Genomic DNA, 20,723 nt, shown 5'->3' with positions numbered 1-20,723 from the left:
CATGACTGACGGCTTTGCCCTCATGCTTTTCCAAGATTCCGATTTAGATTGTTGACTCTTGGAGGGCGGAGCATGAAAAACCGTACGGTTTTGCTTTATATGACGTTTGTTTTTCTGTCGAACTTCAGCACCATTTTGTATTTTCTGACGGTTTACCTTGAATTCGTCGGATTCTCGATGGTGGCGATTTCTAGCATGATGATTGCATATCAAGTGAGCAAGTTCATCCTTGAAGTTCCCACTGGCTATATTGCCGATAGGTTTGGACGAAAGACAAGTGGTCTCGTTGGCGTCGTGGGGATGCTTGGATACTACGCCGCCCTGCTTCTCGTCCGTTCTCCTCTGCTTTTAATCGGCGCGTTTGCTCTCAAAGGTTTTGCCGCTGCATGTATGAGCGGGTCCATGGAAGCGATTTACATTGACAGCGTCTCTCTGGACCAGCTCGTAAGGCTTAATGTCGTTGAGCGATTTGTTTTCTATGCCTCTTATGCCCTCTCCGCTTGTGTGGGCGGTTTCATTTCGTCCGCTGGCGCGTATCTCATTGGTCTTTTGGCAGATATCATCGCAATGGTGTTGACGTTGGTTGTCGTTGTCTGCATTCCTGAGATGCGAAGAGGGGACACTACAGCGACACCTAAGCGTGGAATTAGCCCGAAGATGATCGGTGCCGCTATTGCGCGTAACGGCATTCTTCGTTCAGCGTTCATCATGGACTGCTCTCAGGCATTTGCTTTTGTCGCCCTGGAAGACTTTTTCTCACTGTTGCTTGCGGGTCGCGGAATGAATGCCGTCGCTTCGGGTGTGATCATTGCGGTCCAGCTTCTTGCCTCGGCCTCCATGGGGCTTATTGTGCCCAGTGTGATTGCTCATGTCGACAAGGGCCGTTTTGCGCGTATTTGCGGCATCGTGCGCCTTTCCCTGGCTGCTCTGTTTTTGATTCCCTTTACTCCGGTCTATTTGCTGCCCGTGTTCTATGTACTGCAGACGGTCGCGTACTCGTTATTTGCTCCAATTAAATACTCAATTTTTCAAAATGCTGTCGATTCTTCGATGCGCTGTTCCCTGATTTCGGTCCAAAGCCAGATGGTGGCGGTGGGTGCCATCCTTTTCTATCTGTTCAATGCTGCGTTGAGCAGCATCGCGGGCATTCGAGTCGTATTGCTTGTTGCGCTCGGGATTTCTTCCCTGGTGTATATCCCCGCGCTATTTCGTCTTACAAGTCAAAGGCCATGAGTATTTAGGCACCGATAACTTATATATCAACGCAATAAACCCGAGCGCGAGGGCGTTTGGGTTTATTATTGAAGCGTATGTAACCTGGCGGCGCCACACCGCCTGTTAGTAGGGAGACACATGAACGTTCTGGTCGTCAACGCGGGATCTTCGACCCTTAAGTATCAGGTCATCGACACCAAGTCCCATAAGGTGTCCGCAAAGGGCTCCTGCGAGCGCGTCTGCTTTACCGGTGGTACCTTCACCCATGCTGCCAATGGCTCCAAGAAGGTGACCGAGAACATCGAGTTCCCCGACCACAAGGTCGCCATCGAGGTCGTCCTGAAGGACCTTGAGGCCAACGGCGTCAAGATCGAGGGCATCGGCCACCGTATCGTTCAGGGCGGTTGGTACTTTGGTGATTCCTCCCTCGTCGACGAGGACGTCCTCGCCAAGATTCGCGAGGTCGCCCCGCTGGCGCCGCTGCACAACAACCCCGAGGCCAACGTTATCGAGTACTGCCTGGAGCAGTATCCCGATCTGCCCAACGTCACGGTCTACGACACCGCTTTCCACTTCAACATGCCCGAGGTCGCCAAGACCTACGCCCTTCCCAAGGATGTTTGCGACAAGCTGCACATCCGTAAGTACGGCGCCCACGGCACCAGCTATCGCTACATCTCCAAGAAGGTCGCCGAGATGACCAACGGCGAGGCCCGCAAGGTCGTCGTGTGCCATATCGGCTCCGGCGCTTCCCTGTGCGCCATCGAGGACGGCAAGTGCATGGACACCACCATGGGCTTGACGCCGCTCGACGGCGTCATGATGGGCACCCGCTGCGGCTCCATCGACCCGGCTACCGTGTGCTACCTGCAGCGCGAGGGTGGCTACACCTTCGACGAGGTCGACGAGATGATGAACAAGAAGTCTGGCCTTTTGGCTGTGACCGGTGGCAAGACCAACGACTGCCGCAACGTTGAGGAGCTCGCCGCTGCTGGTGACCCCGAGGCTCAGCTCGCCTTCGATATGTTCGTCTACAAGATTGCCGCTAAGGCCGCCGAGATGGCCACCTCCATGTGCGGCATGGACACCCTGGTCTTTACCGCCGGCATCGGCGAGCACGCTCCGGCCGTTCGCGCTGGCGTGGCCGATCGTCTGGCCTTTATGGGCGTCAAGATGGATCACGCCCGTAATGCCCTGCGTGGCGACGGCGCTTGGTGCCTGTCCGCCAAGGATTCCAAGGTCAAGATTTTCGTCATCCCTACGGACGAGGAGTTCATGATCGCTTCCGACGTCGAGCGCATCGTCAACGGCAAGTAATTGCAAGAGGGGAGGGGCTGGACGACCGAGCGCCGTTCGGCCCCTCTTTTGCGCTCGTTGGGCGATATGCTGATATCTATTTATCAAGATATGATAACTTCTTATTAAAATGCGGCCGCCTTAAGGGGCCTGCGTCGACCGTATTGCACTGCGAAGGAGTCTCATGAACGTACTTGTTGTCAACGCCGGCAGCTCAAGCCTTAAATATCAGCTTTTGGATACCGATACCCGCAAGGTTTTCGCCAAGGGCAACTGCGAGCGTATCGGATCGGACATGGGCATCTTTGGCCACTCCGAGAACGGTGGCGCTAAGCAGACCGAGGAGGTCCCTTTCCCCGATCATCGCTCTGCTATCGCTCGCGTGCTCGAGGAGCTCGAGAAGACCGACTTTACGATTGATGGCATTGGGCATCGTATCGTTCAGGGCGGCTGGCACTTCGATGATTCCGCGGTTGTCGACGACGAGGTTATGGCCAAGATTCTTGAGGTGGCACCGCTTGCTCCGCTGCACAACTACGGCGAGGCCGCAGCGATTGAGTATTGCCGTGAGAAGTATCCGGAGCTGCCCAACGTGGCGGTCTTCGACACCTCGTTCCACATGACCATGCCCGAGGTTGCCTACACCTACGCGCTGCCCAAGGACGTTTGCGACAAGTACCACGTGCGCAAGTACGGCGCCCACGGCACGAGCCACCGCTATGAGTGGATGATGGCCAAGGAGATCCTGGGTTCGCGCTGCCACCGCCTGCTTTCGTGCCATCTGGGCAACGGTGCTTCGCTCGCTGCTATCGAGGACGGCGTGTGCCGCGACACCACGATGGGTCTCACGCCGCTCGATGGCCTGATGATGGGCACCCGTTGTGGTTCCATCGACCCGGCCACCGTGTGCTACCTGCAGCGCGAGGGCGGCTACAGCTACCAGGAAGTCGATGACATGATGAACAAGCAGTCTGGTCTGCTTGCCATCTCGGGCATCTCCAACGACGCCCGCGACATCCGCACGCGCGCCTCCGAGGGCGACGAGCGCTGCCTGCTCGCCTTCGATATGTTCGCCTATAAGGCCATGCAGCAGGCCGGTTCCATGATCGCTTCCATGGCGGGCGTGGACACCATTACCTTTACCGCCGGCATCGGCGAGAACGACTGGTCGATCCGCAAGGCCTTCTGCGACTGCTTTGAGTGGTTGGGCGTGCGCATCGACAACAACAAGAACCGCGAGGCCGTGGGCAACGGCCCACAGGTCATCAGCGCCGCCGGCTCTTCCGTCACGGTTATGGTCATCCCCACCGACGAGGAATACATGATCGCCCACGACGTCGAGCGCCTGACCAAGAACAACTAACGCGCGCATTTGCAAGTAAACGAAAGGCCTCCAGAGCAACAGCTCCGGAGGCCTTTTTGCTAGCAGGTGGAAATTCCTGTCCCGAGGGGATATGTCCGCTACTCAGCCATCTGAGCCTGGACGGCGGTGATGGCCACGACACCCACGATGTCGTCAGCAGAGCAGCCGCGCGACAGATCGTTGACCGGCTTGGCGATGCCCTGCAGGATGGGGCCGTAGGCGTCGGCGCCGGCGAAGCGCTGGACCAGCTTGTAGCCGATGTTGCCGGCCTCGAGGTCGGGGAACACGAGCACGTTGGCCTTGCCGGCAACGGAGGAGCCGGGAGCCTTGAGCTGGGCGACGGTGGGGGCAATAGCGGCATCGAGCTGCAGGTCGCCGTCGATGGCGAGCTCGGGAGCCTTCTCCTTGCAGAACTTCACAGCCTCCTGGACCTTCTTGGCGACCTCGCCGCCAGCGGAGCCCATGGTGGAGTAGGAGAGCATGGCCACGTGCGGCTCAACGTTGCCCATGAAGGTGGACCAGGAGTGAGCGGAGGCGATGGCGATCTCGGAGAGCTCGTCGGAGGACGGGTTGATGTTGAGGCCGCAGTCGGCGAAGATCAGCGTGCCGTCAGTGCCGAACTGCGGGGTGTCGGTGCACATCACGAAGAAGGCCGAGACCAGCTTGGTGCCCGGGGCGGTCTTGAGGATCTGAAGCGCGGGGCGCAGGGTGTCGGCGGTGGAGTGGCAGGCGCCGGAGACCAGGCCGTCGGCATCGCCCATCTTGACCATCATGGTGCCAAAGTAGGTGGCGTCCATCACCTGGGCGCGAGCCTGCTCGATGGTAACGCCCTTCTTGGCGCGGAGCTCGGCAAACTTCTGCGCGTACTCCTCGTGCTTCTCGGCATTGCGCGGGTCGATGACGGTAGCGCCGGGAACGTTGATCTCGTCGGGGTTGCCCAGGATGACGATCTTTGCCAGGCCCTCCTCGATGATTTTGGTGGCCGCGACGATAGTGCGCGGATCCTCGCCCTCGGGCAGGACGATCGTCTTAAGGTCGGCCTTGGCGGCAGACTTCATACGGTTTAGGAAATCGCTCATGTTACTCCTTACAAGCGTTTCGCTAAGCTCCAGGCACCCGGCTGTTCACGAATAAACCCGCTGCTAGCGGGTTTACCTTTCAATTATGTACGCCGCGGTGCTTGAGCTTTCCTTGTGTGGCAAGCTCATTATAGGACGCATTAGCGCTATAATCGCTCTGATAAATATGTCTCGAAGAATGTTCGAGAAAAGCCCAGCTAACGAGCCCGTGGCTTTTGACAAGGAGTATCGATGCAGATTACCTCAGGCCTGCCTGAAGGCTTTAACGCCGGCGCGTACGACATGATTGTCGTCGGTGCTGGATATGCCGGTGCCGTTTGCGCCCGCCGTCTTGCCGAGACCATCGGCTATCGTGTTGCCGTTTTGGAGCGCCGTAGCCACATTGCGGGCAATGCCTATGACTGCACTGACGAGGCCGGAATCCTGATCCACGAGTACGGTCCGCATATCTATCACACTTTTAACGAGCGCGTGCACAATTTCCTGTCGCGCTTTACCAAGTGGACGGATTATCAGCACAAGGTGCTCGCCAACATCAACGGTACCCTTATGCCCGTGCCCTTCAACCATGCGAGTCTCAAGCTCGCCTTTGGTGACGAGCGCGGCGAGGAGCTGTATCAGAAGCTCGTGGAGACCTTTGGCAAGGATGTCAAGGTGCCCATTATGGAGCTGCGTAAGAAGAACGACCCGGATCTTGCCGAGGTCGCCGATTACGTCTACGAGAACGTCTTTTTGCATTACACCATGAAGCAGTGGGGCCAGACGCCCGATCAGATCGATCCCTCGATCACCGGCCGCGTTCCCGTCTTTGTGGGCGATGATGACCGCTACTTCCCGCAAGCTCCCTTCCAGGGCATGCCGCAGGAGGGCTACACGGCGCTCTTTGAGCACATGCTCGACCACGACCTGATCGACGTGTTCTGCGACGTGGACGCCCGTGACCTCTTTGAAATCGACGAGACTACCGTCAAGATCGACGGCAAGGTCTATGGTGGCGAGATCGTCTACACCGGTCCGCTCGATGAGCTGTTCAATCTCGATCTGGGCGCGCTACCGTACCGCACGCTCGACATGAAGTTCGAGACGCTCGATATGGACCAGTTCCAGCCCGTGGGCACCGTCAACTACACCACGAGCGAGGACTACACGCGCATTACCGAGTTCAAGAACATGACCGGTCAGATCCTGCCCGGCAAGACCACCATCATGAAGGAGTACTCCAAGGCCTATACGCCCGGCTCGGGCGAGACGCCGTACTACGCCATTCTTGAGCCCGAGAACCGTGAGCTCTATGAGCGCTATCTTGAGCGCGTCCAGAACCTGACGAACTTCCACCCGGTGGGTCGTCTGGCCGAGTATCGTTACTACGATATGGACGCCGTGACCAATTCCGCCCTCGATCTTTCGGATGAGATTATCGCCTGCCATGCATAAAGTCATAACATTCGGTATTCCCTCGTATAACGCCGCCAAGGACATGGACCATTGCATCACCTCCATCTTGGAGAGGAGCAATTACGCCACCGATATCGAGATTATCGTGGTGGACGACGGCTCCAAGGACGAGACGGCCGATAAGGCCGATGAGTGGGAGGCACGTTATCCCGGTATCATTCGCGCGGTACACCAGGAGAACGGTGGCCACGGTATTGCCGTCCTTTCGGGTCTGCGCGAGGCACAGGGCACCTACTACAAGGTTGTCGACTCGGATGACTGGCTCGACGCTGCGGCTCTTTCGACCATGCTGTCGATTCTGCGTGGCTTTGAAGAGCGCGATCAGCGCGTTGACCTGTTTATCTCGAACTACGTGTACGAGAAGGTTTACGAGGGCACGCATACCGCTATTGGCTACAAATTTGCCCTGCCGCGCAAAAAGATCTTTTCCTGGGATCAGATCGGTCATTTCCGCCTGGACCAGAACCTACTCATGCACAGCCTGTGCTATCGCACGGATGTGCTGCGCGAGTCCAACCTTCCCATGCCGCCGCACACGTTCTATGTGGACAACATCTACGCCTACGTGCCGCTGCCGCGTTGCAAGACCATGTACTACGCCGACATCGACCTCTATCGCTACTTTATCGGTCGCGAGGGCCAGAGTGTCAACGAGGCCACGATGGTCAAGCGTCTGGACCAGCAGTTCCGTGTGACGCGCATCATGATGGAGTCGTACCACCTGTACAGCGATGTTGAGTCGTCGCGTCTGCGCTCGTACATGATGGGCTATTTCACCATGATGATGGCGATCTGCTCGGTGCTCACCAAGCTTTCCGAGGAAGATTGCGCCGACGAGCGCCTAAAGACGCTGTGGAATGATTTGAAGGCCTACGACGAGCGCATGTATCGTCGTGCCCGCTACGGCGTGGTCGGGTTCTTCACCAATCTGCGCGGACGGGCCGGAGACAAAACCACACTCGGCCTATACCGTCTTGCCTCAAAGATCTTCAAATTCAACTAGCTGCCGAGTAATCGCTGCTGATAGGTTGACTGGGCCCCTTGGCCTTTAGTTTGCTACTGCGAACAGTCCTGCTCGCACGGAAAGCACATTAAGTGCTTTCCGGCTCGTGCGGAACTTGTATCAAACTAAAGGCCAAGGGGCCTCTGCTATAAGAATCGATTGTCAGGTTATTTGAATTTGAAGATCTTCGACGCGCGGTACACAGGGGCCTGGGCTGAAAAAATATTAGTTGGTAGTCGGTCGGAGGCGGGCGGGCATTACGTTTGTCGCGAGTTCCGCATGCAAAGAAGGCCACTTAATGTGGCCTTCGTCTTGCATAGGACTGTAGAGCAGCAAACGTAATGCCCGCCCGCCTCCGACCGACGGTCGAGTGAGATTACTTCGCAGCACCTGGGATTCCGTGGGAGGTTTTGGCGGTTTTGGCTCCGTTTGCGATGGCAGTTTCCAGGGCCCTTACTGCGAGCATGCCCAGCAGGTCTAGGGGAACGGCGGCGCTTGCCTGGGCGCCCAGTTTGCCGCTGGCGAGGGTGTAGATGGTGTCGCCGTCGTTGGTGGTGTGTGTGGGGCGGATGGCGTGTGCGTAGGCGTCTGCGGCCATCTGGGAGACCTTGGTGGCTTGTGCCTTAGTGAGTTCCACGTTGGTGACGATGCAGCTGATGGTGGTGTTGGTGCGGTCGAGCGGCATCTGCATGGATCCGGCGGCGGCAAAGGCTGCGAGTTCCATGTCGACGATCTGGTCGCTATCGGCTGCGGCGCGCATGCCGGAGACCCACTCGCCGGTGAAGGGGTCGACAACGTTGCCGCAGGCGTTGACCGAGACCACGGCGCCCACCTTGATGGGGCCGAGTGCCACGGCGGCAGCTCCAAGGCCGGCCTTCATGCAGGTGGCAGGCCCCATGAGCTTACCCACGGTAGCGCCCGTGCCGGCGCCTACGTTGCCCTGTTCGAGCTTGGTGGGGGTGTGGTCGAGTGCTTCGCGCACGGCGGCGATGCCGGCCTCAATGTCGGGGCGCACGGTGGGGTTACCAAAGGCAAGGTCGAAGATACAGCTGGAGCACACGATAGGCACCTGCGTGGGGCCGACGGGAAGGCCGATGCCGCGGCTCTCAAGCTCGCGAGCGACGCCGCTTGCAGCTTCGAGGCCAAAGGCCGATCCGCCCGAAAGGCAGACGGCGTGGACCTTGTCGACGGTGTTCTCGGGTCGTAGCAGGTCGGTCTCGCGCGAAGCGGGAGCGCCACCGCGTACGTCAACGCCGCCGGTGGCGCCCTCGGGTGCCACGATTACGGTGCAACCGGTGCCGGCCTCCTCGTCCGTATAGTTGCCATAGCAAAAGCCATCGACATCGCAGACGTCAATGGCCTCGAGCAGTGTATCCATGTTTAACTCCTATCGGTTTTCCGCCGCGCCTTGTGCCCGGTCGGGATCCGTACGGTACGCCAAAATTGTAGGCGCTGGGGAATACCCAGCGCCAGATGCAATTACGAGAGTTTTTGAATCGCGCGCGCGACGCGGGCGATGGGTAGGCCCACTACGTTATAGAAGTCGCCCGAAATATCGTGCACGAGCATGCGGCCGCCTGTGCCCTGGATGCCGTAGGCGCCTGCCTTATCCATGGGCTCACCCGAGGCAACGTAGTGCTCGATCTGCTCGTCGGTGAGCTCGTAGAACGTCACGTCGGTCACATCGACAAACGACAGGCTCTCGGCGGCATGCGGGGCGGCCGTATCGCCTGCCTTAACGATGCAGACGCCGGTTGCGACCTGGTGCGTGCGGCCCGAAAGCTCACGGAGCATGGTGCGCGCCTCGTCCTCGGTAGCCGGCTTGCCCAAAATCTTGCCGTCGAAGGTGACGATGGTGTCGGCCGCGACGGTCAACTCATTGGGCTCGGCATACTCGGCAGCAACGGCAGCCGCCTTGGCGCGTGCCAAGCGCTCGACAAGCGTGAGCGGGGGCTCGCCATCAAAGGGCGTTTCGTCGATATCCGCGGGAATCACGCGAATGTTGTAGCCTGCCTCGCGCATCAGCTCTATGCGGCGCGGCGATTGGGAAGCCAAAATCATAGTTGGATGCCCTCGGCGACCTTCTCGACGGCCTTGTCGCCGGCGAGCGTGCGCAGCAGCTCCAATGCAAAGGGGAGTGACTGTGCCATGCCGCTGGCAGTGATGATGTTGCCGTCTTGCGTGACCTTCTCGCCAGTATAGGCGCCTTCGGGGAAGCTTTTCTCAAAGCCAGGGAAGCACGTGGCGTGGCGCCCCTCGAGTAGGTCGAGCTCGCCCAGGATAAACGGGGCGGCGCAGATGGCGGCGACGTGCTTGGTCGCGGCGAACTCGCAGACCACGTCGCAGACACGCTGATCGGCGCGCAGGTTGGTGGCACCGGGCAGGCCGCCGGGCAGCACGACGCAGTCGTACTCGTCAAAGTTGATCTCATCAAAGAGCGCATCGCAGGTCACGGGGATCTGCAGCGAGCTTACGACCTCACGCGTGGGCATAATCGAGACGAGCGTGGCACGCACGCCGCCGCGACGCATGACATCGACCATGGTCAAGCATTCAATAGTTTCAAAGCCATCGGCGGCGAGAACGGCAACGCTGGGCATGAGGGTTCCTTTCATAGGCGGCATACAATTAGCCGTCTTATACCCCGAAGACCTCCGCTTGCCACGCTCGATTTCCCAATGATTTTTCTGAGCAATGATTAAGTGGCTAGTTGCGCCTAAGGTGGACGACGGTCTCGCAGTGGAAGGTTTGTGGGAACAGGTCGACTGGCGTGATCTTTACGGGGGAGAAGGTGCCTTCTTCGACAAAGCGTTTGAGATCGCGCGCCAGGGTGGCCGGGTCGCAGCTCACGTAGGCGACATCGTGGGCACTCGTGCTGGCGATAAGGTCGATCGCTTCGGGGGCGAGGCCTGCGCGCGGCGGGTCGACCACCAAGACGTCGGCATCCTGGTCGGGGAACTCGCGCACCGCGTCTCCGCCAATGACGTCGACGTTATCAAGCTTGTTGATCTCCAGGTTACGGCGCAGGTCGCGCACGGCGGGGCCGTAGGCCTCGACGGCGGCGACAAAGTCGCAGCGGCGGGCGAGCGGCAGGGTAAAGGTGCCGGCACCGCAGTACAGGTCCACGGCAAGCTCGTCTTCCTGCGGATCGAGCGTTTCCATGACAAGCTCGATCAAAATCTCGGCACCCTTGGTGTTGACCTGGAAAAAAGACGGGGCAGACAAGCGCATCTGACCCTCGGCGATATTCTCGGTCCATGAGCCCTCTCCGGCGAGCATTTCGACCTTGGAAACACGGCGGGCCTTCTTTTCGCCCTTGCTCATCACGCGTACGACACTTGTGGGGTGCGCGGCGTCTGCCAACACGCGCGAGACTTGCGAGCGCGGGAAAGAGCCCGTAGGCGTCCAGAGCGCCACCTCGAGTGCCTTGGTGCGACGCGAGGCGCGAATGCCCACGCGCTCAAGGCCCAGGTCGTGGCTGCCGCTCAGATAATTGAGCGCGCCGACGACCGATTTGAGTGCCTTGGGGAAGCGTTTGTCGAACAACGGGCACGAATCGACGGTCACGATCTTGCGAGGATCGACACCGTGCATGCCAAGACGCACGCGGCCGTTTACAACGGTCGGCTCGAGTTCGATTTTATTGCGGTAGCCCCAATCATCCTTGGTGTGGCGGATGGGTTGCACCAGTTCATCGACTTGATCGGGGCTGAACTTGCCGATACGCTCGAGCGTGGAGCGCAGATTTTGCTCCTTGGCGGCGAGCTGTGCCGTGCGTGAGAGATTGCCCCACGAGCAGCCGCCGCAGATGCCCACGAAGGGGCAGGGAGACTGAATGCGATCGGGGCTTGGCTCCAGAATCTCGGTGGTGCGGGCACGCATGAACGACTTGCCGTCCTGTACGACCTCGGCCTCGACGGTGTCGCCTGCCACGGCGCCCTGCACAAAGACGGCCTTGCCGTTGTCGGCGTGCGCCAGCCCGTCGGCGCCGTAGGTCATCGATTCTATAGTGAGCTTCATATTCCTGCCTGTCATTCGCGTTGTTGTTCGCACCATGGTAGCAGGGAAAAGCGCCCCGCATCCGAGGCTTTCCTCAAATGCGGGGCGCTTCTACAAACTGCTTCTACAAACGACTATTTCGTCTTGCCGGTAATGAGCGTCTTAAGACCCAGGCCGATCAGACCCAGGCCCATGCGCACGCGGCCGGGGCGATGGCGCTCGATGGCCTTGGTCTTGCCGGCGGGCTTATCGCGACGGGCGCTCGTCTCGGGTGCGGGCTTGATGACCTGCGGATCGGGCTGAGGTGCAGGTGCAGGCTCGGGCTCAATGACGGTCGCCTGGACCTCTTGGACCTTGGGTGTGGCCGGCTGCGGCTCAGGAGCAGGGGCGGGCTTTGCCTCGGCGGCGGGCTCCGGAGTCGCAGTAGCGGGCTCGGGCGCTTTCTCCACGGCGGGCTCTGCGGCAGCCTCGGGCTCATTCACCGGGGGAGCTGCAACCGCTTCCGGTTTGGCAGCTGCCCCGTGTTCAACATCGGCCTGAATGGCCTCCTCGGCCACACGTTCCTTCTCCTGTGCGCGCTGCTGCGCGGCGGCCTCGGCGTTGCGATAGGCACGCTCCAGCAGGGCTTCCTGCGAGTTGAAGGGTTTCTCACCCTCTGCACGCTCCACGGGGACCCAGGTGCCGTCGCTCGTGAGGCTGCGGGCCTTCACGTTGTCGCGCAGCTGCATGCCCATGTACTCGTGCACTAGGGCGCGGCAGGTGGGGTCGAGCACGGGGAAGGCAATCTCCACGCGGTGCTCGGTGTTGCGCGTCATCATGTCTGCCGAGCTCAGGTAAATCATGTCCGAGTCCACGCCGAAAGCATAGACGCGCGCGTGCTCCAAAAAGCGTCCGACGATGGAGCGGACATGCACGTTCTCGGTCTTGCCCGGAACACCGGGCTTGAGGCACGAGATGCCGCGGATGATCATGTCTACGCGCACGCCGGCACACGATGCCTCGGCGATCTTGTCGATAACCTCGCGGTCGGTCAGCGAGTTGAGCTTAAAGAACACGCGGGCGGGCTCGCCGGCAAGGGCGCGCTGGATCTCGCGGTCAAGCCCGCGCATGATGAGCGGTTTCAGTCCGACGGGCGCCACACCCAGGAAGCGGTAGTCGCCGCGCAGGTTGCCCAGCGACAGATTGCGGAAGAACAGGTTGGCGTCCTCGCCGATGCCGGGATGGGCTGTCATGAGCATAAAGTCGCTGTAGAGTTTGGCCGTCTTCTCGTTAAAGTTGCCGGTGCCCAAAAGCGTGAGGCGCGTTAGCGCCATGCCCTCGCGATAGGTGAGCTGGCAGATCTTTGAGTGGCATTTAAAGCCCTCGGAACCATAGATGACGGTGCAGCCGGCCTCTTCCAGGCGCTCGGCCCACTCGATGTTGTTCTGCTCGTCAAAGCGGGCACGAAGTTCCATGAGCACCGTGACCTCTTTGCCGTTCTCGGCAGCATCGATCAGCGACTCGCACAGGCGGCTCTGCTTGGCCACGCGGTAGAGCGTGATGCGCAGCGAGATGCACTCGGGGTCGTAGGCGGCCTCGTGCACCAGATCCAGGAAGGGGTTCATGGCCTCGTAGGGATAAAAGAGCAGCTTGTCGTGCTGCAGCACCTGCTCGCGGATGGAGCGGGTCATGTCGATGGTGGGATTGGGCTGCGGCCTAAACGGCGTAAAGAGCAGCTCGTTGCGCAGGTGCTCGGGAATCTTGCCCTCAATGCCAAAGACGTAGCCCAGGTCGAGCGGGATATCGCAGGTAAAGACAGAGCGGCGCGAAAGCTCGAGCGCCTTGCGGATGGTCTTGAGCGTTGCCTTCTCGAGCGACCCCGAGACCGCGAGCACTACCGGCTGCAGACGCAGGCGCTTCTTGAGGATGCGCTTCATGTGCTGGCGGTAGTCCTCTTCCTCTTCGACGCCCTCGCCGTCCGGATCGATGTCGGCGTTGCGGGTGACGCGGATCAGCGCACGATCCAGCGGCTTATAGGAGCCAAAGCAGCTGTCCAGGCAGGCGAGGATGACGTCCTCGAGCAAGATGTAGGAGTAGGTGCCGGTGGGCGAGGGGATCTCGACCACGCGGTTCATCGAGGCGGGAATCTCGATAAGGCCCAGCAGGCTCTCCTCGTCGGTGGCGCCGTCCAGACCACAGGCCAGATAGAGCGCGCCATTGCGTAGGTTGGGGAAGGGGTGGCGAGGATCGATGACCAGCGGCGAGATGACCGGCGACACGTAGGCCTGGAAGTAGCGGGTTACAAAGGTGCGCTCCTCGGGCGTAAGCGAATCGATGCGGGCGCGGTGAACGCCCAAGGTGTCGAGCTTGCCCTCGATGCTCTTAAAGATGGACTCCCAACGGGTAAGGAGCCCGGGCATTTCGGCCATGACAGCATCGACCTGTTCGGAGGCGGTCATATTGCTCTTGTTGTCGACAGGTTGTTTTTTGAGCTCTGCCAGATCGGACAGGCCGCCCACGCGCACCATGAGAAACTCGTCGAGGTTAGACTCGAAAATCGACACGAACTTTAGACGCTCGAACAGCGGAACGGTCTCATCGAAGGCTTCGTCAAGCACACGGTTGTCAAAGCGTAGCCAGCTGAGCTCTCGGTTCTGCGTGTACGAGAAGTCGCGAGGCGGTTTGCGCAGCTTTGCGGCGGCTTGCTTTTTTTCGATTTTGCTCGGCATATGCATCTGTCCGTTCAGTCCCCGCAGGGGACGGTAGCCTAACCCTATTCACTATTGTCTCAATTTAGTCGACTTGTGGCACGGACGTATTGTGCGAACGGTATCTTTACCTACTTCTTACGCTGACAAGGCATGCAACTAACTGTCCAACTCGTTTGGAAACAATCTATATCCATACTCAACTGGTGAGGATGTATGAATAAGAATGATTGCGAGCTGAATATAATCGAATCCAAATTGAATCATGGACAAACGACATATATATGCAGAAAACCGTTTTAGCTATGCAATTCCTAAACATGAAAATATTTGTGCAATCTAGCTTAATTCCTTAGAAAAAAGAACATTTACCTTTGAAAACCTGCTTTAGAGAACCGAAGTGCATCATGGGAGAATCATATGCGATATACCGTTCATCGCACTTTGCTGACCGTTCGGGGGCGAGGTGGAATTGCAGGTGGTTTTTGGATATAACTAGAGCTGTCAGCAAGCAGCGTCCCATACAGAGGGGCGCTGATACATTCGGCCAGTAAGGCCCGAAAGAAAGGTAGGAGGCCATGACGAAAGGTCTGCACGTGCCTTCCGAGATCGGCAAGCTCAGGAAGGTCTGCCTGCACCGTCCCGGCGACGAGCTCCTCAACCTGCCGCCCGACGAGCTCGAGCGACTCCTGTTCGACGACGTCCCGTTCCTGGAGGTCGCGCAGCAGGAGCACGACACCTTCGCCCAGATCCTGAGGGACCAGGGCGTGGAGGTCCTCTATCTCGAGAACCTCGTCGCCGAGGTGTTCGACCAGGTCCCCGGCGCCCGCGCCGAGTTCACCGACCAGTACATCGCCGAGGCCGGCATCCGCGGCCAGCACATGCCGCAGATCGTCCGCGAGAAGCTGGACTCCATCGAGGACAACCTCGAGTTCGTCAAGAAGACCATGGCCGGCATGACCAAGTCCGAGATCGACATGCCCCTCACGGCGTCCACGACCCTCGACTCCCTGGTCAACTCCGAGTCCGAGTCCGACCTGATCATCGACCCGATGCCCAACCTCTACTTCACCCGCGACCCGTTCGCGGTCATCGGCGAGGGCGTCAACCTCAACCGCATGTACTCGGTCACCCGCAACCGCGAGACCCTGTACGGCAAGTACATCTTCAAGTACCACCCCGACTACAAGGACGTCTCGCTGTACTTCCGCCGCGACTGCCAGTTCCACACCGAGGGCGGCGACGTGCTGAACATCAACGAGAAGACCCTCGCCGTCGGCATCTCCCAGCGCACCCAGGCCGCCGCGATCGACGTCATGGCCCAGAACATCTTCTGGAACTCCGACTCCAAGGTCGAGCGCATCCTGGCCTTCGACATCCCGGTCTCGCGCGCCTTCATGCACCTCGACACGGTCTTCACCCAGATCGACGTCGATAAGTTCACGATCCACCCCGCCATCATGGGCACCCTGCGCGTCTACGAGCTGACCGCCGGCAAGAACCCGGGCGACGTGAACATCCGCCTGATCGAGGACACCCTCGAGCACGTCCTGGAGGACGCCACCGGCGTCGACCAGGTCAAGCTGATCCCCTGCGGCGGCGGCGACCCGATCGCGGCCTCCCGCGAGCAGTGGAACGACGGCTCCAACACCCTGTGCGTCGAGCCCGGCAAGATCTGCGTCTACGCCCGCAACACCGTCACCAACGACGTGCTGTACAAGGAGGGCCTGGACCTTCTCGTCGTGCCCTCCGCCGAGCTCTCCCGCGGCCGCGGCGGCCCGCGCTGCATGAGCATGCCCTTCTGGCGCGAGGACCTCTAAGTCTTTCCGTTTCCGGTGCGGTCCCCCTACAACCGCACCGGCTTCGCCCGTTAAACGGGCAACACTAATACTTACGTAATTCATTTCTTCGAAAGGAATCGAACCATGGGTGTTAACCTCTCCGGCCGTAGCTTCCTCAAGCTTCTCGACCTCACCACCGAGGAGATCGAGTACCTGCTCAAGCTCTCCAAGAACTTCAAGGATATGAAGCGCGCTGGCGTTCCGCACCGCTATCTCGAGGGCAAGAATATCGTTCTGCTCTTCCAGAAGACCTCCACTCGTACCCGCTGCGCCTTCGAGGTCGGCGGCATGGATCTGGGCATGGGCGTCACCTACCTCGATCCGGGTTCGTCGCAGATGGGCAAGAAGGAGTCCATCGAGGACACCGCCCGCGTTCTCGGCCGCATGTATGACGGCATCGAGTTCCGTGGCTTTGCCCAGGACGACGTCGAGGAGCTCGCTGCTAAGTCCGGCGTGCCCGTGTGGAACGGCCTGACCACCGAGTGGCACCCCACCCAGATGCTCGCCGACATCCTGACCGTCCAGGAGAACTTCAACTACGACATCAAGGGCAAGACCCTCGTCTTCATGGGCGACTGCAAGAACAATGTCGCTCGCTCCCTCATGGTCGTCTGCTCCAAGCTCGGCATGAACTTTGTGGCCTGCGGCCCCGAGGAGTGCATGCCCGCTGACGACGTCATCGAGGCCTGCAAGCCCATCGCCGAGGCTAACGGCTGCACCATCAAGCTGACCACCGACGTCAAGGACGGCGTCACCGGTGCCGACGTTATCTACACCGACGTGTGGGTCTCCATGGGCGAGCCCGACGAGGTCTGGGCCGAGCGCATCGCTCAGCTCACCCCGTATCGTGTCACCTCCGAGGTCATGGCTATGGCCAACCCGGGTGCTATCTTCCTGCACTGCCTGCCCAGCTTCCACGACACCAACACCACCATTGGCGCCGAGAAGTGCGAGCAGTTCGGCATCACCGAGCAGGAGGTCACCGACGAGGTCTTCGAGAGCCCCGCTTCCAAGGTCTTCGACGAGGCCGAGAACCGCATGCACACCATTAAGGCTGTCATGTACGCCACGCTCAAGTAAGAGCATCTAGCATCTCGCTCGGGGTGTATTGCTGCACACCCCGAGCGGTTTTATCTCGTAATAATCTCGCATCAAGCGGCAGGCACGGCACGGAAGAGCCGCTTCTGGCGAGATCAGTAAATGATTTATGAAGGGGGGATGAGAACTATGACTGAGACCGCTAAGAAAAAGCGCGGTATGCCTTCATCGTTCACCATTCTTCTTGCTCTGCTGGCAATTGTCGCAGTGATTACCGTTATCGTCTCCGGCACGTCCGGCGGCGCGGTTACTGCCGCCCGTCTGAGCGATTTCTGCACCGCCCCGATTAAGGGCTTCGCTGACGCTCTGCCCGTCTGCCTCTTCGTTATGATCCTGGGCGGCTTCCTCGGCATGATGACCGAGACCGGCGCTCTGGACAACGGCATCGCCGTTCTGGTGCAGAAGCTTAAGGGCAACGAGATTATGCTCATTCCCGTGCTGATGTTCATCTTCTCCCTCGGTGGTACCACTTATGGTATGTGCGAGGAGACCGTTCCCTTCTACGCCCTGCTCGCCGCTACCATGATGGCCGCTGGCTTCGACCCGATGGTCGGCGCCGCTACCGTCCTGCTCGGCGCTGGCTGCGGCTGCCTGGGCTCCACGGTTAACCCGTTCGCCGTCGGCGCTGCCGTCGACGCTCTGACCGGCGTTGGCATTGAGGTCAACCAGTCCATCATCATCGGCCTCGGTGCCGTCCTGTGGATTGTCACTACCGCTATGTCCATCGTCTTCGTGATGAGCTATGCCAAGAAGGTCAAGGCTGACAAGGGTTCTACCATCCTGTCGATGCAGGAGCTCAAGGACGCCGAAGAAGCTCACGGCAAGGCTGCTTCCGAGGTCCACAAGGAGGTCAAGCTCACCGGTCGTCAGAAGGGTGTTCTGATCGCCTTCGCCTTCACCTTCGTCGTCATGATCGTCGGCTTCATCCCGCTGGCCGACCTCAACGAGGGCGTCGCCAACTTCTTCGACGCTGGCGCTGTCTACGACGCCGACGGTAACGCCGTCGTCCAGGGCTGGTCTGCCCTGATCACCGGCCTGCCCATTGGCCAGTGGTACTTCGACGAGGCTTCCACCTGGTTCTTCCTCATGGCCGTCCTGATCGGTATCATCGGTGGCCTGTCCGAGAAGCAGATTGTTAACACCTTCATCACCGGCGCTGCCGACATGATGTCCGTTGTTCTCGTCATCGCCCTCGCCCGTGGTATCTCCGTCCTCATGGCTAACACCGGCCTCGACGTCTACGTCCTCGACGCTGCCGCCAATGCCCTGGCTGGCCTGTCCGGCGTGATCTTCGCTCCCATGAGCTTCCTGGTCTACTTCGGCCTGTCCTTCCTGATCCCCTCGACCTCCGGTATGGCTACCGTCTCCATGCCCATCATGGGACCGCTGGCTGTTAAGCTCGGCTTCTCGCCCGAGGTCATGGTCATGATCTTCTCCGCCGCCATCGGTGTCGTGAACCTGTTCACCCCGACCTCCGGCGCCATCATGGGCGGTCTCGCCCTGGCCAAGATCGAGTGGACGACCTGGCTCAAGTTTGCCCTTAAGCTCATCGTCGCGCTCTCTGTCGTCTGCGCCATCATCCTGACCGTCGCCTGCGTGTTGATCTAAGTACCCAACGGGTACCCCACGGAAACCTTGACGATCCTGTAGAGGATCACCTGGTCATCGTCTGTCCGGTGGGGTAAACCCACCGGTAGACTCCTACCTTTAGCCCCCTTCCGTTCCGTGCGCGGGAGGGGGCGCTCTCATGTTGCGCGGTTCTACGAACCGCGCAACCAGTCGACGCTGCGCGCCGCCCAGGACGACAATTTGTCATTCAAAAGGCAAGGCATGACCAAAAGGTCTATGCCTTGCCTTTTTCATGCCAACTTGTACGTCCTGGACGTCGCTCACTGACTTATGCTCAACCTGCGGCGCTGCCATTATTGATGCAAAGGGGTCAGGTTAGTTTGCGCCAAAAAGGGGAAGTTGCGGTGGAATAGTTCCTGTTTGGCCGTCTTGAGGGGTTAAACGGGAACTATTTCACCGCAACTTATCGATGGCGTGTTTGGTTGGTGCCAGTTGATTGCTTGGGCGTTGGGGAGGGTCTGCTCCGTTATAATCGCCTAGAACATTAAATGGAAACGGGACGGGAGCCATATATGCGCCAGGGTTTCGACAACGCGAAGTATATCGAGCTGCAGGCTGCTCACATTAAGGAGCGCATCTCGCAGTTTGGTGGCAAGCTGTATTTGGAGTTTGGCGGTAAGCTGTTCGATGACTATCATGCGAGCCGCGTGCTGCCGGGTTTTGAACCGGACAGCAAGTTCCGCATGCTCAAGAGCATCGCCGACGATGTCGAGGTTATCATCGCGATCAACGCGAACCACATCGAGAAAAACAAGGCTCGTGGTGACCTCGGCATTACCTATGACGAGGATGTGCTGCGCCTGGTTGACCTGTTCCGCGGCAACGGCTTTGCTGTCGCGGCTGTGGTCATCACCCAGTACGCCGGCCAGCCTGCTGCCGATGTGTTCCGCAACCGCCTGAACGCGCTCGGTATTCCCGCCAAGCTGCACTATCCCATCGAGGGGTATCCGCACGATGTCGATCTGATCGTGTCCGACGATGGCTACGGCAAGAACGAGTTTGTTGAGACCACCCGACCGCTCGTCGTGGTCACTGCCCCCGGTCCTGGCTCGGGCAAGCTTGCCACCTGCCTGTCTCAGCTCCATCACGAGCACAAGCATGGCACGGCCGCCGGCTATGCCAAATTCGAGACCTTCCCGGTTTGGAATCTGCCCCTTACGCATCCGGTCAACATTGCCTACGAGGCCGCCACGGCAGACCTCGATGACGCCAATATCATCGACTCCTTCCACCTGGAGGCCTACAACAAAACCACGGTCAACTACAACCGCGACGTCGAGGCCTTCCCGGTAGTCCGTGCCCTGATGGAAAAGATTTTGGGCAAGAGCCCCTACCAGAGCCCTACGGACATGGGCGTCAATATGGTCGGCTTTGCCATCACCGATGACGATGCCTGCCGCGATGCTTCCAAGATGGAGATCGTCCGCCGCTACTTTACCGCGGTCGAAAATGTGCGCCGTACCGGCGTGGGCGATGAGCAAGTCGACCGTCTCAAGATTATTATGAAGAAAGCCGGCATCGATAAGAACTACTCACCGGCGCGCTCGGCGGCCCTCACCAGGGAGCAGCTGACGGGTGGTCCCGTGGGTGCCATGGTCATGCCCGATGGCTCCGTGGTGACCGGCAAGACTTCCACGCGCCTGGGCGCCGCAAGTTCGCTCATTATGAACGCCCTCAAGCATGTCTCGGGCGTCGGCCTTGAGCTCGAGGTCATTAGCGATGAGGCGATCGAGCCCATCAGCAAGCTCAAGACGCATTTCCTGGGCAGCAAAAACCCGCGCCTCCACACCGACGAGACGCTTATGGCGCTGTCGATCACCTCGGCCACGAGTGAGACGGCCGCTCGCGTCCTTTCGGGCCTGGAGCAGCTGCGCGGTTGCGATGCCTTCTTCAGCGTGATCATCTCGCCGACGGACGAGACGGTACTGCGCAAACTGGGTATCAACGTGTGCTGCGAGCCCAAGTTTGAGCGCCGCGGTTTCTTCCATCGCTAAGTTTGAAGCACCGCGGTAATTGCATTGCATTTTGGCCGTATCGGGTTAGCGCCCGGTACGGCTT

At 59.6% G+C, this 20,723-nt stretch carries 15 protein-coding genes; 9 read left to right on the top strand and 6 right to left on the bottom strand.

Annotated elements, in window-relative coordinates; all coding sequences use genetic code 11:
- Positions 1–72 precede the first annotated feature (72 nt).
- The 3 genes from FGQ67_RS02105 to FGQ67_RS02095 all read left to right on the top strand — a co-directional run bounded on the left by FGQ67_RS02105 (position 73) and on the right by FGQ67_RS02095 (position 3,874).
- Entirely contained in the window at positions 73–1,233 is a 1,161-nt protein-coding gene (locus FGQ67_RS02105) for an MFS transporter (protein ID WP_006234307.1), read from the top strand.
- A gap of 120 nt (positions 1,234–1,353) precedes the next feature.
- The gene (locus tag FGQ67_RS02100) at positions 1,354–2,532 is read left to right on the top strand and encodes an acetate/propionate family kinase (RefSeq protein ID WP_006234305.1); all 1,179 of its coding nucleotides are present in this window, start codon (positions 1,354–1,356) and stop codon (positions 2,530–2,532) included.
- Positions 2,533–2,695: 163 nt separating this feature from the next.
- Positions 2,696–3,874 carry an acetate/propionate family kinase gene (locus FGQ67_RS02095; RefSeq protein WP_138339777.1) on the top strand — a complete coding sequence of 393 codons (1,179 nt, stop codon included), beginning with the start codon at positions 2,696–2,698 and terminating at the stop codon, positions 3,872–3,874.
- A gap of 98 nt (positions 3,875–3,972) precedes the next feature.
- On the opposite strand, the gene pta is transcribed toward FGQ67_RS02095, so the two are convergent.
- A complete protein-coding gene (gene pta / locus FGQ67_RS02090) occupies positions 3,973–4,953 on the bottom strand; it encodes a phosphate acetyltransferase (RefSeq protein WP_138339776.1) in 981 nt (326 codons plus the stop codon).
- A 231-nt stretch (positions 4,954–5,184) separates the two neighbouring features.
- On the opposite strand from pta, the gene glf reads away from it, so the two are divergent.
- The gene (gene glf, locus FGQ67_RS02085; RefSeq protein ID WP_006234295.1) at positions 5,185–6,387 is read left to right on the top strand and encodes a UDP-galactopyranose mutase; all 1,203 of its coding nucleotides are present in this window, start codon (positions 5,185–5,187) and stop codon (positions 6,385–6,387) included.
- On the top strand, positions 6,380–7,411 hold the full coding sequence (locus tag FGQ67_RS02080) for a glycosyltransferase family 2 protein (protein ID WP_138339775.1): 1,032 nt from the start codon (positions 6,380–6,382) through the stop codon (positions 7,409–7,411). Before glf ends, FGQ67_RS02080 begins: the two co-directional genes overlap by 8 nt.
- A 376-nt stretch (positions 7,412–7,787) precedes the next feature.
- Here FGQ67_RS02080 and FGQ67_RS02075 read toward each other — a convergent pair whose 3' ends face one another.
- The 5 genes from FGQ67_RS02075 to ppk1 form a co-directional block, all read right to left on the bottom strand.
- Complete coding sequence (locus tag FGQ67_RS02075; RefSeq protein ID WP_117770116.1) at positions 7,788–8,789, bottom strand: P1 family peptidase; 1,002 nt, start codon at positions 8,787–8,789, stop codon at positions 7,788–7,790.
- A gap of 101 nt (positions 8,790–8,890) precedes the next feature.
- Positions 8,891–9,472, bottom strand: a complete 582-nt coding sequence (locus FGQ67_RS02070) for a Maf family protein (protein WP_117770115.1) — start codon at positions 9,470–9,472, stop codon at positions 8,891–8,893.
- Positions 9,469–10,011: a DJ-1 family glyoxalase III gene (locus FGQ67_RS02065; RefSeq protein WP_055287259.1), complete on the bottom strand. Its 543-nt coding sequence runs from the start codon at positions 10,009–10,011 to the stop codon at positions 9,469–9,471. Before FGQ67_RS02065 ends, FGQ67_RS02070 begins: the two co-directional genes overlap by 4 nt.
- Positions 10,012–10,117: 106 nt before the next feature.
- Complete coding sequence (gene rlmD / locus FGQ67_RS02060; protein WP_117770114.1) at positions 10,118–11,446, bottom strand: 23S rRNA (uracil(1939)-C(5))-methyltransferase RlmD; 1,329 nt, start codon at positions 11,444–11,446, stop codon at positions 10,118–10,120.
- A 98-nt stretch (positions 11,447–11,544) separates the two neighbouring features.
- Complete coding sequence (gene ppk1 / locus FGQ67_RS02055; protein ID WP_233504633.1) at positions 11,545–14,118, bottom strand: polyphosphate kinase 1; 2,574 nt, start codon at positions 14,116–14,118, stop codon at positions 11,545–11,547.
- Between the two features lie 557 nt (positions 14,119–14,675).
- Between ppk1 and arcA the strand changes: the two genes are divergently transcribed.
- The 4 genes from arcA to FGQ67_RS02035 all read left to right on the top strand — a co-directional run bounded on the left by arcA (position 14,676) and on the right by FGQ67_RS02035 (position 20,659).
- Positions 14,676–15,917 (top strand): arginine deiminase, encoded by a 1,242-nt coding sequence (gene arcA, locus FGQ67_RS02050; protein ID WP_055309804.1) that lies wholly within the window; start codon positions 14,676–14,678, stop codon positions 15,915–15,917.
- A 105-nt stretch (positions 15,918–16,022) separates the two neighbouring features.
- Complete coding sequence (gene argF / locus FGQ67_RS02045) at positions 16,023–17,018, top strand: ornithine carbamoyltransferase (protein ID WP_006234279.1); 996 nt, start codon at positions 16,023–16,025, stop codon at positions 17,016–17,018.
- Between the two features lie 138 nt (positions 17,019–17,156).
- Positions 17,157–18,644: a YfcC family protein gene (locus FGQ67_RS02040; protein ID WP_338134458.1), complete on the top strand. Its 1,488-nt coding sequence runs from the start codon at positions 17,157–17,159 to the stop codon at positions 18,642–18,644.
- Between the two features lie 533 nt (positions 18,645–19,177).
- A complete protein-coding gene (locus tag FGQ67_RS02035; protein WP_138339773.1) occupies positions 19,178–20,659 on the top strand; it encodes a DUF1846 domain-containing protein in 1,482 nt (493 codons plus the stop codon).
- Positions 20,660–20,723 lie beyond the last annotated feature (64 nt).

This window comes from Collinsella aerofaciens, assembly GCF_005845035.1.
GTDB lineage: Bacteria > Actinomycetota > Coriobacteriia > Coriobacteriales > Coriobacteriaceae > Collinsella > Collinsella aerofaciens_I.
This window is presented reverse-complemented; position numbering and strand designations above follow the sequence as displayed.